The organism is Klebsiella sp. FDAARGOS_511 (assembly GCF_003812845.1).
Classification (GTDB): Bacteria; Pseudomonadota; Gammaproteobacteria; order Enterobacterales; family Enterobacteriaceae; genus Klebsiella; species Klebsiella grimontii.
The window spans coordinates 2,870,797-2,886,242 of record NZ_CP033824.1 but is presented as its reverse complement, the minus strand read 5'-3'; the positions used below and the strand labels follow the sequence as shown (position 1 = coordinate 2,886,242).

Genomic DNA, 15,446 nt, shown 5'->3' with positions numbered 1-15,446 from the left:
GGTGGTAATAGCCTGAAGAATCGATTTATTTTCTTTGAGTCAGGTTAAGATGATGTCAGTTAGGGGTACGATTCAGCAAATAATCGTGCATACTGTGCGCTTTTTGTGGGCCAAGGGACTAGGCACACATTTGTTTTATAAACGAAAAGACTAGTCTATGAGCACTGATAATAAGCAATCGCTGCCGGCAATAACGCTGGCGGCAATCGGCGTGGTATACGGCGATATCGGCACCAGCCCACTGTATACACTTCGTGAATGTCTGTCAGGCCAGTTTGGCTTTGGCGTTGAGCGTGATGCTGTTTTTGGCTTCCTGTCGCTCATTTTCTGGCTATTAATTTTTACCGTATCGCTCAAGTACATCACCTTCGTGATGCGGGCAGATAACGCCGGTGAAGGTGGCATCCTGACGTTAATGTCGCTGGCGGGGCGAAACACCTCCGCACGTGCGACATCCGTACTGGTGATCCTTGGGCTTATCGGCGGCAGCTTCTTTTATGGCGAGGTGGTGATTACGCCTGCCATCTCGGTGATGTCGGCGATAGAGGGGCTGGAAATTATCGCTCCCGACCTGGATACCTGGGTTGTGCCCATTTCCATTATTGTTCTGACGCTATTATTCGCCATTCAAAAGCACGGTACCAGCATGGTGGGCAAGCTGTTCGCGCCAATTATGCTGATCTGGTTCTTGCTACTGGCGGTGCTGGGGGCACGCAGTATCTTCGCTAACCCGGAGGTGCTGCAGGCGCTGAACCCGTATTGGGCGGTTCATTTCTTCCTTGAATATAAAACCGTTTCGTTTGTGGCGCTGGGGGCGGTGGTGCTGTCAATCACCGGCGTGGAAGCGCTGTATGCCGATATGGGGCATTTCGGTAAATTACCTATTCGTCTGGCCTGGTTTTCGGTGGTATTGCCTTCGCTGGTGCTGAACTACTTTGGCCAGGGGGCGCTGCTGCTCAAACACCCGGAAGCAATTAAAAACCCGTTCTTTCTGCTGGCCCCGGAGTGGGCGCTGATTCCGATGCTGATTATTGCCGCCCTGGCGACGGTTATCGCTTCCCAGGCGGTTATCTCCGGCGTCTTCTCCCTGACTCGTCAGGCGGTGCGTCTGGGATACCTGTCGCCAATGCGTATTATTCATACCTCGGAAATGGAGTCCGGGCAGATTTACATCCCGTTCATCAACTGGCTGCTGTATATCTCGGTGGTTATCGTGATTGTTAACTTTGAGCACTCTTCGAATCTGGCGGCGGCATACGGTATTGCGGTGACGGGAACGATGGTGCTGACCACCATTCTGTTCACGACCGTGGCGCGTCAAAACTGGCACTGGAATAAGTTCGTAGTGGCCCTGCTGCTGGTTGCCTTTATGTGCATTGATATCCCGCTCTTCTCTGCGAACCTCGATAAAATCGTCTCCGGCGGCTGGCTGCCTCTGACCCTCGGTCTGGTGATGTTTACCATCATGACGACCTGGAAGAGCGAGCGTTTCCGCCTTCTGCGTCGGATGCATGAGCACGGTAACTCTCTGGAGGCGATGATCTCTTCTCTTGAAAAATCGCCGCCGGTTCGTGTGCCGGGTACCGCTGTTTATATGTCTCGGGCGCTGAACGTGATTCCTTTCGCGCTGTTGCACAACCTGAAGCATAACAAGGTGCTGCACGAGCGGGTGATTTTGCTCACGCTGCGTACCGAAGACGCGCCGTACGTACATAACGTTCGTCGCGTGCAGATTGAACAGATATCGCCATCGTTCTGGCGCGTCGTTGCCAGCTACGGCTGGCGCGAAACGCCGAACGTCGAAGAGGTTTTCCACCGCTGCGGGCTGGAAGGTCTGAGCTGCCGGATGATGGAGACCTCCTTCTTTATGTCGCATGAGTCGTTGATCATCGGCAAGCGGCCATGGTATCTGCGCCTGCGCGGCAAGCTGTATCTGCTGCTGCAGCGCAACGCCCTGCGAGCGCCGGACCAGTTCGAAATCCCGCCTAACCGGGTTATTGAGCTCGGCACTCAGGTTGAGATCTGATTCGCTAAGGCCCTTCTTGACGAAGGGCTTTTTTGTTTTATCTACTCACTTCGGACTTTCTCGCTTCTGCGTTGCGAAACGTTTCGATGACGATCACAATTCTCACATCTGGTGATGGTTTTCTGTTCTCTTATTGCTAATACTAATACCAGCGAAACGTTTCGCTAGTGGAGCAAAAGAGAAAATGAAAAAAGGTACCGTCCTCAATGCTGATATTTCGTCAGTTATCTCCCGTCTGGGTCATACCGATACGCTGGTGGTTTGCGACGCTGGTTTACCGGTTCCCCGCAGCAGCGCGCGTATTGATATGGCGTTAACCCACGGGGTGCCCTCCTTTATGCAGGTTCTGGAGGTGGTGACGAGCGAAATGCAGGTTGAAGCGGCTATCCTCGCGGAAGACATTAAAACTCTTAATCCGCAGCTCCACGCGACGTTGCTCAATCACCTTGAGCAGCTGCAGCAGCACCAGGGAAACACTATTGAAATTCGTTACACCAGTCATGAGCAGTTTAAAAAAGAAACCGCAGACAGTCAGGCGGTGATTCGCAGCGGGGAGTGTTCCCCGTATGCGAACGTTATTCTCTGTGCCGGCGTGACGTTCTGAGGTCGCCGATATGGAAGCGTTATTGCAATTAAAAGGGATCGATAAAGCGTTCCCTGGCGTCAAGGCGCTCTCCGGCGCCTCGCTAAATGTCTATCCGGGCCGCGTGATGGCGCTGGTCGGCGAGAACGGTGCCGGCAAGTCCACCATGATGAAGGTGCTGACCGGTATTTACTCCCGCGATGCCGGTTCGCTGCTGTGGCTGGGGAAAGAAACCACCTTCAACGGACCCAAATCTTCTCAGGAAGCCGGAATCGGCATCATCCACCAGGAGCTCAACCTGATCCCGCAACTGACGATCGCCGAGAACATTTTCCTTGGTCGTGAGTTTGTGAATCGCTTTGGCAAAATTGACTGGAAGATGATGTACGCCGAAGCCGATAAGCTGCTGGCAAAGCTGAATCTACGTTTTAACAGCCAGAAGCTGGTGGGCGATTTGTCGATCGGCGATCAGCAGATGGTCGAGATCGCTAAAGTACTGAGCTTTGAGTCGAAGGTCATCATTATGGATGAACCCACCGACGCGCTAACCGATACTGAGACCGAATCCCTGTTTCGCGTGATCCGCGAACTGAAATCGCAGGGGCGCGGTATTGTCTATATCTCTCACCGTATGAAAGAGATCTTCGAGATTTGCGATGACGTCACGGTATTTCGCGATGGGCAGTTTATCGCCGAGCGCGAAGTGGCCAGCCTGGATGAAGATCTGCTTATTGAGATGATGGTCGGCCGCAAGCTGGAGGATCAGTATCCGCGTCTGGACAAAGCCCCGGGTGAGGTTCGCCTTAAGGTCGACAACCTGTGCGGCTCAGGCGTGGAGAATATCTCCTTTATTCTGCGCCAGGGTGAAATTCTCGGCGTCGCCGGGCTGATGGGCGCCGGTCGCACCGAACTGATGAAGGTGCTGTACGGTGCGCTGCCGCGCAGCAGCGGCTCGGTGACTCTTGATGGGCGCGAAGTTGTCGCTCGTTCTCCGCAGGATGGCCTGGCCAACGGCATTGTTTACATCTCTGAAGACCGCAAGCGCGATGGTTTAGTGCTCGGCATGTCGGTTAAAGAGAATATGTCGCTAACCGCGCTGCGTTACTTCAGCCGCGGCGGCGGTAGCCTAAAGCATAAAGATGAACAGCAGGCGGTAGGTGATTTTATCCGCCTGTTTAATGTGAAAACGCCGTCGATGGAGCAGGCTATTGGGCTGCTTTCGGGCGGTAACCAGCAGAAGGTGGCGATCGCCCGCGGGTTAATGACTCGTCCGAAAGTGTTGATCCTTGATGAACCGACCCGCGGCGTCGACGTTGGTGCGAAGAAAGAGATCTACCAGCTGATTAACCAGTTTAAAGCCGAAGGCCTGAGCATCATTCTGGTCTCTTCGGAGATGCCGGAAGTGCTGGGCATGAGCGATCGCATCATGGTGATGCATGAAGGGCATCTCGGCGGTGAATTCACACGCGAGCAGGCCACCCAGGAAGTATTGATGGCTGCCGCTGTGGGCAAGCTTAACCGTGTGAATCAGGAGTAAAAAAGATGAATAACCCGGCTGTTTCTGGTCGTCGCTACTTCACAAAAGCGTGGCTGATGGAGCAAAAATCGCTGATAGCCCTGCTGGTGCTGATTGCGATTGTTTCGACCATGAGCCCCAACTTTTTTACCGTGAATAACTTGTTCAATATCCTGCAACAAACTTCAGTTAACGCCATTATGGCGGTAGGGATGACGCTGGTTATCCTGACGTCGGGCATCGACCTGTCCGTCGGTTCCCTGCTGGCGCTGACCGGCGCGGTCGCTGCGTCGATTGTCGGAATTGAGGTTAACGCGCTGGTGGCCGTAGCCGCTGCGCTGGCGTTAGGGGCGGCAATTGGCGCCGTTACCGGCGTGATTGTGGCGAAAGGGCGCGTCCAGGCATTTATCGCTACGCTGGTGATGATGCTGCTGCTGCGCGGCGTGACGATGGTGTATACCAACGGTAGCCCGGTGAATACCGGTTTTACCGATAATGCCGATCTGTTTGGCTGGTTCGGGATTGGTCGTCCGCTGGGGATCCCAACGCCGGTGTGGATTATGGCGTTTGTCTTCCTGGCCGCCTGGTACATGCTGCACCATACCCGTCTGGGCCGTTATATCTACGCCCTCGGCGGTAACGAGGCGGCAACGCGTCTTTCCGGCATCAGCGTGAATAAAGTTAAGATCATCGTCTATTCTTTGTGCGGCATGCTGGCCTCGCTGGCCGGTATTATTGAGGTCGCGCGTCTCTCCTCCGCGCAGCCGACGGCGGGCACCGGATATGAACTGGATGCAATTGCGGCGGTGGTGCTGGGTGGTACCAGCCTCGCGGGCGGTAAAGGGCGTATTGTCGGCACGTTGATTGGTGCGTTGATCCTTGGCTTTCTGAACAACGGACTGAATTTATTAGGTGTTTCATCCTATTACCAGATGATCGTGAAAGCGGTGGTTATTTTGCTGGCGGTACTGGTAGATAACAAGAAGCAGTAACTGAGAACTCTACAGGACATCTTAACTATGAATATGAAAAAACTGGCGACCCTGGTCTCTGCTGTAGCGCTAAGTGCGACCGTAAGTGCAAACGCGATGGCAAAAGACACTATCGCTCTGGTTATCTCAACCCTTAACAACCCGTTCTTTGTCTCTCTGAAAGAGGGTGCGCAAAAAGAAGCGGATAAACTTGGCTATAACCTGGTGGTTCTGGATTCACAGAACAACCCGGCAAAAGAGCTGGCTAACGTTCAGGATTTAACCGTCCGTGGCACCAAACTGCTGCTGATCAACCCAACGGATTCCGATGCGGTTGGTAATGCCGTGAAGCTGGCTAACCAGGCGAAAATTCCGGTTATCACCCTTGATCGTCAGGCATCAAAAGGTGACGTAGTTAGTCATATCGCGTCTGATAACGTGCTGGGCGGAAAAATGGCCGGTGACTTTATCGCCAAAAAAGTCGGCGAAAGCGCGAAGATCATTGAACTACAGGGCATTGCGGGGACATCCGCGGCGCGCGAGCGTGGCGAAGGTTTTCAGCAGGCCGTGGCTGCACATAAGTTTAACGTGTTGGCCAGCCAACCGGCAGATTTTGACCGCACTAAGGGCCTGAACGTCATGCAGAACCTGCTGACCGCACATCCGGATGTACAGGCGGTATTTGCCCAGAATGATGAAATGGCGCTGGGCGCGCTGCGTGCGCTGCAAACGGCGGGCAAATCTGATGTGATGGTTGTTGGATTTGACGGCACTCCGGATGGCGAAAAAGCGGTAAATAGTGGCAAACTGGCAGCGACCATCGCCCAGTTACCGGAGCAGATCGGCGTGAAAGGCGTTGAGACAGCCGATAAAGTGCTGAAGGGCGAAAAAGTGGAGACCAGCTATCCGGTTGAGTTGAAACTGGTCATTAAGCAATAATGTGCGATTCGGATCGGCGACGGTCCGAGGGACAACATAATAAAGAAAAGCAGGGCATGCGCCACCGGATTCCGGTGGCGCGCTTTCCGGGAATATTGATTATGAAAACCGCAGGCAAACTTGTCGTCCTTGGCAGTATCAACGCCGATCACATCCTTAATCTCGAGGCCTTCCCTACGCCCGGTGAAACTGTCACCGGTCATCATTATCAGGTCGCTTTCGGCGGTAAGGGGGCAAACCAGGCGGTTGCCGCCGGACGCAGCGGGGCAAATATCTCCTTTATCGCCTGTACCGGCGATGACGATATTGGCGAACGCGTTCGTCGTCAGCTGGACAGCGATAATATCGACGTCGCGCCGGTCAGGGCCGTTTCCGGAGAATCAACTGGCGTGGCGCTGATTTTTGTCAACGCTGAAGGTGAAAACACCATCGGTATTCACGCCGGTGCTAATGCCGCGCTCTGCGTTGCGCAGGTTGATGCGGAAAAAGAGCGTATTGCCAGCGCGCAGGCGCTGCTGATGCAGCTGGAATCACCGCTGGAAAGCGTACTGGCGGCGGCGAAAATTGCTCACCAAAATCAAACCTCGGTCATACTCAATCCTGCTCCGGCGCGTGAATTGCCGGATGAACTGTTAACGCTGGTGGATATCATTACCCCTAACGAGACCGAAGCGGAAAAGCTCACCGGCGTGCGCGTGGAAAACGACGAGGATGCGGCAAAAGCCGCTAAAGTGCTCCATGATAAAGGTATTGGTACGGTGATCATTACGCTTGGCAGCCGTGGTGTATGGGCCAGCAGCGAAGGTAACGGTCGTCGGGTTCCGGGATTTAAAGTGCAGGCGGTTGACACCATTGCCGCTGGCGATACCTTTAATGGCGCGCTGGTCACCGCGCTGCTTGAAGGTCGCGAACTGGCGGAGGCAATTCGTTTTGCCCATGCAGCTGCGGCTATCGCCGTCACCCGAAAAGGGGCTCAGCCCTCCGTGCCCTGGCGAAAAGAAATAGACGAATTTTTACGTCAACAGGGGTAACGCTTGGCCACCATGAAGGATGTAGCCCGCATCGCGGGCGTTTCCACTTCGACGGTTTCTCATGTCATTAACAAAGACCGTTTCGTTAGCGAAGCGATTACCGCTAAAGTCGACGCTGCGATTAAAAGCCTGAACTACGCGCCGTCCGCGCTGGCGCGTAGTCTCAAATTAAATCAAACCCGCACTATAGGTATGCTCATTACCGCCAGTACCAATCCGTTTTATTCGGAGCTGGTACGCGGCGTGGAGCGCAGCTGCTTCGAGCGGGGTTATAGCCTGGTGCTGTGTAATACCGAAGGCGATGAGCAGCGCATGAACCGTAATCTGGAGACGCTGATGCAAAAGCGCGTCGATGGTTTACTGTTGCTGTGCACTGAAACGCATCAACCTTCGCCGGAGATCATGCAGCGTTACCCTTCTGTTCCGACGGTGATGATGGACTGGGCGCCGTTCGACGGCGATAGCGATCTGATTCAGGATAACTCTCTGCTGGGTGGCGATATGGCGACGAAGTATCTGATCGACCAGGGCTACACGCGAATTGCCTGTATTGCGGGTCCGTTGGATAAAACGCCTGCCCGGCTGCGCCTGGAGGGGTATCAGTCAGCGATGGCTCGGGCCGGACTCACGATACCTGAAGGCTATGTGATTAGCAGCGATTTTGAGTTTGGCGGCGGATTTAGCGCCATGCAGAAGCTGCTGACCCTATCAACGCTGCCGCAGGCGGTGTTTATCGGTAACGATGCGATGGCGGTGGGCGCCTACCAGGCCCTTTATCAGGGCGGTCTGCGCATCCCTCAGGATATGGCGCTGGTGGGTTATGACGATATTGAACTGGCGCGCTATATGACGCCGCCGTTAACCACAATTCATCAACCGAAAGATGAACTGGGCGAGCTGGCCATCGATGTGCTGATTCACCGCATGGCCGATCCTGGGCAAAAACAGCAACGCGTACAGTTAACCCCCGAGCTAGTGGTTCGCGGTTCAGCTTAATGCTTGTGCCGCTCCTTAATCAGGTTGCGGCCATCTTTTGCTCTTAATAAGGTAAATACCAGCGCCGATACCACGGTGATTGCCCCCATGGTAATAAAGGTGTAGTGGAACTGCTCAATGGTATTTGCGCTATCGAATCCTTCATAAAACCGCAGCACCGCCGCGCTAACGGCGACCCCAAGACTAATAGAAAGCTGCTGAGTAACAGCCAGCATGCTGTTGCCGCTGCTGGCATTGTCATCCGTTAAATCGGCGAGCGTGATGGTGTTCATTGAGGTGAACTGAGTGGACATCGCCATTCCCAAAACGAATAGCGGCAGCAGCAGCATCCAGATTGACATATCCGGAGTTTGCAGCGAAAACTGAGCGATCATCAGGCCGATAAATATCGTGACCCCGACCAGCGTTTTACGATAACCAAACCAGCGAAGTATCTGGGTGACGGTTGATTTCGCAATAATCGAACCAATAGCCGTAGGCGCTATCATGCATCCGGCGATAATCGCCGGATAACCGAAGCCAACCTGTAACATCAGCGGCATCAGGAACGGAACGCAACCGGTACCCAGGCGCGTGGCCAGGTTCCCCGCGATCCCGACAGAGAAGGTATGCGTCTTAAATAAAGAAAGTGAAATGAGCGGCGTGGGATGACGGCGAGCGTGGCGAATATAGGCCCACAGTAAAATGATGCTCAGAGCGATAACGGCCAAAGCCATCCATGTGGCGACAATTTTCTCGCCAAACAGCTCGATTCCGCTGGAGAACAGCACCAGGCTCAGGCCAAACAGTATAAAACCGAGCGTGTCGAAGCGGCGACGGGGCGTGGTGAAATCCGGCATATATTTGCGGGCATACACGATCCCGATAATGCCGATGGGAATATTAATCAGGAAAATCCAATGCCAGCTAGCCCAGGTGACCAAAACGCCGCCGAGTACGGGGCCAAGAATGGGGCCAACCAGCCCAGGCATCGTGACGAAGTTGAGTACCTGCAGCAGTTCGCTGCGCGGATAGGCACGCAGTAACGCCAGCCTCGCTACTGGCATCATCATTGCCCCGCCGATTCCCTGAATGACGCGGAAAATAACCAGTTCCATCAGCGAGTTTGACAGGGCGCAGGCAAGAGAACCGAGTGTGAACAGGCTGACGGCGATGATAAATACTTTCCGCGTGCCGAAACGGTCGGCCAGCCAACCACTGACCGGAATAAGCATAGCCACCGTCAGCGTATAGCTGATGATGGCCGATTGCATCGCTAGCGGTGAACGGTTGAGACTATGGGCGATAGCGGGAAGGGCTGTATTCAGAATGGTGGCGTCGAGCGCCTGCATAAAAAAAGCCATCGCTGCGATCCATGGCAGCCCGGCCATACTGCGGCCTTTCTTTTTGGTCATTCGTTACCCTTGCGATTTGTCGGAATGATTGGGGGCACTCAGCAACGCCTGGCAGGCGTTAAGCGCTCGCGAGCCGTCGCTATCCAGAATGGCATCAACGATTGCCTGATGCAGATCCAGTTTCACCACTTCATTTTGAGTAATTGATGTGAAGTAGGTGTGATAGACCGAATGAAATAAAGAGGCGAAAGAGATCAGGAAAGGGTTGCCGCTCATTTCATATATATGTTCATGCCAGGCCATATCGACTTCAATCCAGCGCTCGCGCTGAAAGTTCCTCTTTAGCTCAATCATCTCCTCCATCAAGGCGTTAAGCTGGGCTTTTTGCTCCGGCGTGCCTGACGTTGACGCCAGAAAACAGGCTTGAGGTTCCAGGCTACCGCGCATAACGAGGAAATGGCTGACAACATCAGAGAAGTTATCTTCTGTTAACCACCAGGCCAGGAGTTCTTTATCGAGAAAGTTCCAGCTGCTGCGCGGCATCACCCGCGTACCGATGCGTGGCCGTGGTAAAAGCATACCTTTTGCCGTTAGCGTCTTAACCGCTTCACGCACGGCCGTGCGGCTCACGCCGAATTGTTCGCCCAGCTCCATCTCGCCAGGAAGGATACTTTCTGGCTGATATTCACCGGTCAAAATTTTTTGAGCCAGCTTCTCCGCTAATACCCAAGATATATTCTTTTGTGCCGCCAACTGCTGTGCGCTTAAAGACATACAATGCCGTTCCTTTCTCTTTTTTACCTTACCAGTATGCCATCTGACGGCTTGCTTCGTTGGTTAAAACGGCAAAACGCCGGTTTTTTGCTACATCACGCGCCGTAATGATGAAAAAAGAGGCGGTTGAAAAGTTTTTTGCATTTAGCCCTTGTCACTTCAGAATTACTCCCTATAATGCGCCTCCACTGACACGGAACAACGGCACGTAAGCCGCCGGGTCAACGGGATTCAGCGATGAATGCCGGCAGAGAAAAGCGAAATTAAACGCTTGACTCTGAAAGAGGAAAGCGTAATATACGCCACCTCGCAACGGTGAGCGAAAGCCGCGTTGCACTGCTCTTTAACAATTTATCAGACAATCTGTGTGGGCACTCAAAGTGACATGGATTCTTAACGTCCTCGGACGAAAAATGAATACCAAGTCTCAAAGAGTGAACACGTAATTCATTACGAAGTTTAATTCACGAGCATCAAACTTAAATTGAAGAGTTTGATCATGGCTCAGATTGAACGCTGGCGGCAGGCCTAACACATGCAAGTCGAACGGTAGCACAGAGAGCTTGCTCTCGGGTGACGAGTGGCGGACGGGTGAGTAATGTCTGGGAAACTGCCTGATGGAGGGGGATAACTACTGGAAACGGTAGCTAATACCGCATAACGTCGCAAGACCAAAGAGGGGGACCTTCGGGCCTCTTGCCATCAGATGTGCCCAGATGGGATTAGCTAGTAGGTGGGGTAACGGCTCACCTAGGCGACGATCCCTAGCTGGTCTGAGAGGATGACCAGCCACACTGGAACTGAGACACGGTCCAGACTCCTACGGGAGGCAGCAGTGGGGAATATTGCACAATGGGCGCAAGCCTGATGCAGCCATGCCGCGTGTATGAAGAAGGCCTTCGGGTTGTAAAGTACTTTCAGCGGGGAGGAAGGCGATAAGGTTAATAACCTTGTCGATTGACGTTACCCGCAGAAGAAGCACCGGCTAACTCCGTGCCAGCAGCCGCGGTAATACGGAGGGTGCAAGCGTTAATCGGAATTACTGGGCGTAAAGCGCACGCAGGCGGTCTGTCAAGTCGGATGTGAAATCCCCGGGCTCAACCTGGGAACTGCATTCGAAACTGGCAGGCTGGAGTCTTGTAGAGGGGGTAGAATTCCAGGTGTAGCGGTGAAATGCGTAGAGATCTGGAGGAATACCGGTGGCGAAGGCGGCCCCCTGGACAAAGACTGACGCTCAGGTGCGAAAGCGTGGGGAGCAAACAGGATTAGATACCCTGGTAGTCCACGCTGTAAACGATGTCGACTTGGAGGTTGTTCCCTTGAGGAGTGGCTTCCGGAGCTAACGCGTTAAGTCGACCGCCTGGGGAGTACGGCCGCAAGGTTAAAACTCAAATGAATTGACGGGGGCCCGCACAAGCGGTGGAGCATGTGGTTTAATTCGATGCAACGCGAAGAACCTTACCTACTCTTGACATCCAGAGAACTTAGCAGAGATGCTTTGGTGCCTTCGGGAACTCTGAGACAGGTGCTGCATGGCTGTCGTCAGCTCGTGTTGTGAAATGTTGGGTTAAGTCCCGCAACGAGCGCAACCCTTATCCTTTGTTGCCAGCGGTCCGGCCGGGAACTCAAAGGAGACTGCCAGTGATAAACTGGAGGAAGGTGGGGATGACGTCAAGTCATCATGGCCCTTACGAGTAGGGCTACACACGTGCTACAATGGCATATACAAAGAGAAGCGACCTCGCGAGAGCAAGCGGACCTCATAAAGTATGTCGTAGTCCGGATTGGAGTCTGCAACTCGACTCCATGAAGTCGGAATCGCTAGTAATCGTGGATCAGAATGCCACGGTGAATACGTTCCCGGGCCTTGTACACACCGCCCGTCACACCATGGGAGTGGGTTGCAAAAGAAGTAGGTAGCTTAACCTTCGGGAGGGCGCTTACCACTTTGTGATTCATGACTGGGGTGAAGTCGTAACAAGGTAACCGTAGGGGAACCTGCGGTTGGATCACCTCCTTACCTTAAAGAACCTGCCTTTGTAGTGCTCACACAGATTGTCTGATGAATGATAAATTTCAAAATGTACTGTGAAGTGCATTGTGAAATTTTGCTCTTTAAAAATCTGGATCAAGCTGAAAATTGAAACGACACACATGTTATGTGTGTTCGAGTCTCTCAAATTTTCGCGACACGATGATGTTTTACGAAACATCTTCGGGTTGTGAGGTTAAGCGACTAAGCGTACACGGTGGATGCCCTGGCAGTCAGAGGCGATGAAGGACGTGCTAATCTGCGAAAAGCGTCGGTAAGGTGATATGAACCGTTACAGCCGGCGATGTCCGAATGGGGAAACCCAGTGCAATTCGTTGCACTATCGTTTGATGAATACATAGTCAAACGAGGCGAACCGGGGGAACTGAAACATCTAAGTACCCCGAGGAAAAGAAATCAACCGAGATTCCCCCAGTAGCGGCGAGCGAACGGGGAGCAGCCCGGAGTCTGAATCAGCTTGTGTGTTAGTGGAAGCGTCTGGAAAGTCGCAGGGTACAGGGTGATACTCCCGTACACTAAAACACACAGGCTGTGAACTCGAAGAGTAGGGCGGGACACGTGGTATCCTGTCTGAATATGGGGGGACCATCCTCCAAGGCTAAATACTCCTGACTGACCGATAGTGAACCAGTACCGTGAGGGAAAGGCGAAAAGAACCCCGGCGAGGGGAGTGAAAAAGAACCTGAAACCGTGTACGTACAAGCAGTAGGAGCCCACTTGTTGGGTGACTGCGTACCTTTTGTATAATGGGTCAGCGACTTATATTCTGTAGCAAGGTTAACCGTATAGGGGAGCCGCAGGGAAACCGAGTCTTAACTGGGCGTTAAGTTGCAGGGTATAGACCCGAAACCCGGTGATCTAGCCATGGGCAGGTTGAAGGTTGGGTAACACTAACTGGAGGACCGAACCGACTAATGTTGAAAAATTAGCGGATGACTTGTGGCTGGGGGTGAAAGGCCAATCAAACCGGGAGATAGCTGGTTCTCCCCGAAAGCTATTTAGGTAGCGCCTCGTGAACTCATCTTCGGGGGTAGAGCACTGTTTCGGCTAGGGGGTCATCCCGACTTACCAACCCGATGCAAACTACGAATACCGAAGAATGTTATCACGGGAGACACACGGCGGGTGCTAACGTCCGTCGTGAAGAGGGAAACAACCCAGACCGCCAGCTAAGGTCCCAAAGTCATGGTTAAGTGGGAAACGATGTGGGAAGGCCCAGACAGCCAGGATGTTGGCTTAGAAGCAGCCATCATTTAAAGAAAGCGTAATAGCTCACTGGTCGAGTCGGCCTGCGCGGAAGATGTAACGGGGCTAAACCATGCACCGAAGCTGCGGCAGCGACGCTTAGGCGTTGTTGGGTAGGGGAGCGTTCTGTAAGCCGTTGAAGGTGGCCTGTGAGGGTTGCTGGAGGTATCAGAAGTGCGAATGCTGACATAAGTAACGATAATGCGGGTGAAAAACCCGCACGCCGGAAGACCAAGGGTTCCTGTCCAACGTTAATCGGGGCAGGGTGAGTCGACCCCTAAGGCGAGGCCGAAAGGCGTAGTCGATGGGAAACAGGTTAATATTCCTGTACTTGGTGTTACTGCGAAGGGGGGACGGAGAAGGCTATGTTGGCCGGGCGACGGTTGTCCCGGTTTAAGCGTGTAGGTGTGTGTTCCAGGTAAATCCGGTTCACTTTAACACTGAGGCGTGATGACGAGGCACTACGGTGCTGAAGTGACAAATGCCCTGCTTCCAGGAAAAGCCTCTAAGCATCAGGTAACATCAAATCGTACCCCAAACCGACACAGGTGGTCAGGTAGAGAATACCAAGGCGCTTGAGAGAACTCGGGTGAAGGAACTAGGCAAAATGGTGCCGTAACTTCGGGAGAAGGCACGCTGATATGTAGGTGAAGTGATTTACTCATGGAGCTGAAATCAGTCGAAGATACCAGCTGGCTGCAACTGTTTATTAAAAACACAGCACTGTGCAAACACGAAAGTGGACGTATACGGTGTGACGCCTGCCCGGTGCCGGAAGGTTAATTGATGGGGTTATCCGTAAGGAGAAGCTCTTGATCGAAGCCCCGGTAAACGGCGGCCGTAACTATAACGGTCCTAAGGTAGCGAAATTCCTTGTCGGGTAAGTTCCGACCTGCACGAATGGCGTAATGATGGCCAGGCTGTCTCCACCCGAGACTCAGTGAAATTGAACTCGCTGTGAAGATGCAGTGTACCCGCGGCAAGACGGAAAGACCCCGTGAACCTTTACTATAGCTTGACACTGAACACTGGTCCTTGATGTGTAGGATAGGTGGGAGGCTTTGAAGTGTGGACGCCAGTCTGCATGGAGCCATCCTTGAAATACCACCCTTTAATGGCTGGTGTTCTAACGTGGGCCCGTAATCCGGGTTGCGGACAGTGTCTGGTGGGTAGTTTGACTGGGGCGGTCTCCTCCTAAAGAGTAACGGAGGAGCACGAAGGTCAGCTAATCCTGGTCGGACATCAGGAGGTTAGTGCAATGGCATAAGCTGGCTTGACTGCGAGCGTGACGGCGCGAGCAGGTGCGAAAGCAGGTCATAGTGATCCGGTGGTTCTGAATGGAAGGGCCATCGCTCAACGGATAAAAGGTACTCCGGGGATAACAGGCTGATACCGCCCAAGAGTTCATATCGACGGCGGTGTTTGGCACCTCGATGTCGGCTCATCACATCCTGGGGCTGAAGTAGGTCCCAAGGGTATGGCTGTTCGCCATTTAAAGTGGTACGCGAGCTGGGTTTAGAACGTCGTGAGACAGTTCGGTCCCTATCTGCCGTGGGCGCTGGAGAATTGAGGGGGGCTGCTCCTAGTACGAGAGGACCGGAGTGGACGCATCACTGGTGTTCGGGTTGTCATGCCAATGGCATTGCCCGGTAGCTAAATGCGGAAGAGATAAGTGCTGAAAGCATCTAAGTACGAAACTTGCCCCGAGATGAGTTCTCCCTGACTCCTTGAGAGTCCTGAAGGAACGTTGAAGACGACGACGTTGATAGGCCGGGTGTGTAAGCGCAGCGATGCGTTGAGCTAACCGGTACTAATGAACCGTGAGGCTTAACCTTACAACGCCGAAGATGTTTTGGCGGATTTGAGAAGACAACAATTTCAGCATTGATTACAGATTTTCGGGAACGAAAGATTTTACGCTGAGGCAAGGCGGCAAATGAAGTAAAGGAAGGAGCATACTGAGGTATGTGACTGACTT

Annotated in this window: 9 protein-coding genes and 2 rRNA genes; 9 read left to right on the top strand and 2 right to left on the bottom strand. The window is 53.2% G+C overall.

Annotated elements, in window-relative coordinates; translation table 11 throughout:
* Positions 1–157: 157 nt before the first annotated feature.
* The 7 genes from kup (at position 158) to rbsR (ending at position 8,062) form a co-directional block, all read left to right on the top strand.
* A complete protein-coding gene (kup, locus tag EGY08_RS14850; RefSeq protein ID WP_004127053.1) occupies positions 158–2,026 on the top strand; it encodes a low affinity potassium transporter Kup in 1,869 nt (622 codons plus the stop codon).
* Positions 2,027–2,210: 184 nt separating this feature from the next.
* Positions 2,211–2,630, top strand: coding sequence for a D-ribose pyranase (gene rbsD / locus EGY08_RS14845; protein WP_123828617.1), 420 nt, complete (start codon positions 2,211–2,213; stop codon positions 2,628–2,630).
* A gap of 10 nt (positions 2,631–2,640) precedes the next feature.
* The gene (gene rbsA / locus EGY08_RS14840) at positions 2,641–4,146 is read left to right on the top strand and encodes a ribose ABC transporter ATP-binding protein RbsA (RefSeq protein ID WP_004127057.1); all 1,506 of its coding nucleotides are present in this window, start codon (positions 2,641–2,643) and stop codon (positions 4,144–4,146) included.
* 5 nt (positions 4,147–4,151) lie between these two features.
* A complete protein-coding gene (gene rbsC / locus EGY08_RS14835; protein ID WP_004127059.1) occupies positions 4,152–5,117 on the top strand; it encodes a ribose ABC transporter permease in 966 nt (321 codons plus the stop codon).
* A gap of 27 nt (positions 5,118–5,144) precedes the next feature.
* On the top strand, positions 5,145–6,035 hold the full coding sequence (rbsB, locus tag EGY08_RS14830) for a ribose ABC transporter substrate-binding protein RbsB (RefSeq protein WP_004127061.1): 891 nt from the start codon (positions 5,145–5,147) through the stop codon (positions 6,033–6,035).
* Positions 6,036–6,133: 98 nt separating this feature from the next.
* A complete protein-coding gene (gene rbsK, locus EGY08_RS14825; protein ID WP_172879656.1) occupies positions 6,134–7,066 on the top strand; it encodes a ribokinase in 933 nt (310 codons plus the stop codon).
* Positions 7,067–7,078: 12 nt separating this feature from the next.
* The gene (gene rbsR / locus EGY08_RS14820) at positions 7,079–8,062 is read left to right on the top strand and encodes a ribose operon transcriptional repressor RbsR (RefSeq protein WP_004127065.1); all 984 of its coding nucleotides are present in this window, start codon (positions 7,079–7,081) and stop codon (positions 8,060–8,062) included.
* Here rbsR and mdtD read toward each other — a convergent pair.
* Complete coding sequence (mdtD, locus tag EGY08_RS14815; RefSeq protein WP_123828616.1) at positions 8,059–9,456, bottom strand: multidrug transporter subunit MdtD; 1,398 nt, start codon at positions 9,454–9,456, stop codon at positions 8,059–8,061. The genes rbsR and mdtD overlap by 4 nt on opposite strands.
* A gap of 3 nt (positions 9,457–9,459) precedes the next feature.
* Positions 9,460–10,170, bottom strand: a complete 711-nt coding sequence (locus EGY08_RS14810; RefSeq protein WP_004127068.1) for a FadR/GntR family transcriptional regulator — start codon at positions 10,168–10,170, stop codon at positions 9,460–9,462.
* A gap of 481 nt (positions 10,171–10,651) precedes the next feature.
* Between EGY08_RS14810 and EGY08_RS14805 the strand changes: the two genes are divergently transcribed.
* Together EGY08_RS14805 and EGY08_RS14800 are read left to right on the top strand one after the other, a co-directional pair.
* Positions 10,652–12,190, top strand: a 16S ribosomal RNA gene (locus tag EGY08_RS14805).
* A 206-nt stretch (positions 12,191–12,396) separates the two neighbouring features.
* Positions 12,397–15,303, top strand: a 23S ribosomal RNA gene (locus tag EGY08_RS14800).
* The 16S and 23S rRNA genes sit together here, the layout of an rRNA operon.
* The last annotated feature ends 143 nt before the right edge of the window (positions 15,304–15,446 follow it).

Bases quoted from the DNA above. Each gene is read 5' to 3' on its own strand.
- kup (WP_004127053.1), top strand. From the start codon at position 158: ATGAGCACTGATAATAAGCAATCGCTGCCGGCAATAACGCTGGCGGCA.
- rbsD (WP_123828617.1), top strand. From the start codon at position 2,211: ATGAAAAAAGGTACCGTCCTCAATGCTGATATTTCGTCAGTTATCTCC.
- rbsA (WP_004127057.1), top strand. From the start codon at position 2,641: ATGGAAGCGTTATTGCAATTAAAAGGGATCGATAAAGCGTTCCCTGGC.
- rbsC (WP_004127059.1), top strand. From the start codon at position 4,152: ATGAATAACCCGGCTGTTTCTGGTCGTCGCTACTTCACAAAAGCGTGG.
- rbsB (WP_004127061.1), top strand. From the start codon at position 5,145: ATGAATATGAAAAAACTGGCGACCCTGGTCTCTGCTGTAGCGCTAAGT.
- rbsR (WP_004127065.1), top strand. From the start codon at position 7,079: ATGAAGGATGTAGCCCGCATCGCGGGCGTTTCCACTTCGACGGTTTCT.
- mdtD (WP_123828616.1), bottom strand. From the start codon at position 9,456: ATGACCAAAAAGAAAGGCCGCAGTATGGCCGGGCTGCCATGGATCGCA.
- EGY08_RS14810 (WP_004127068.1), bottom strand. From the start codon at position 10,170: ATGTCTTTAAGCGCACAGCAGTTGGCGGCACAAAAGAATATATCTTGG.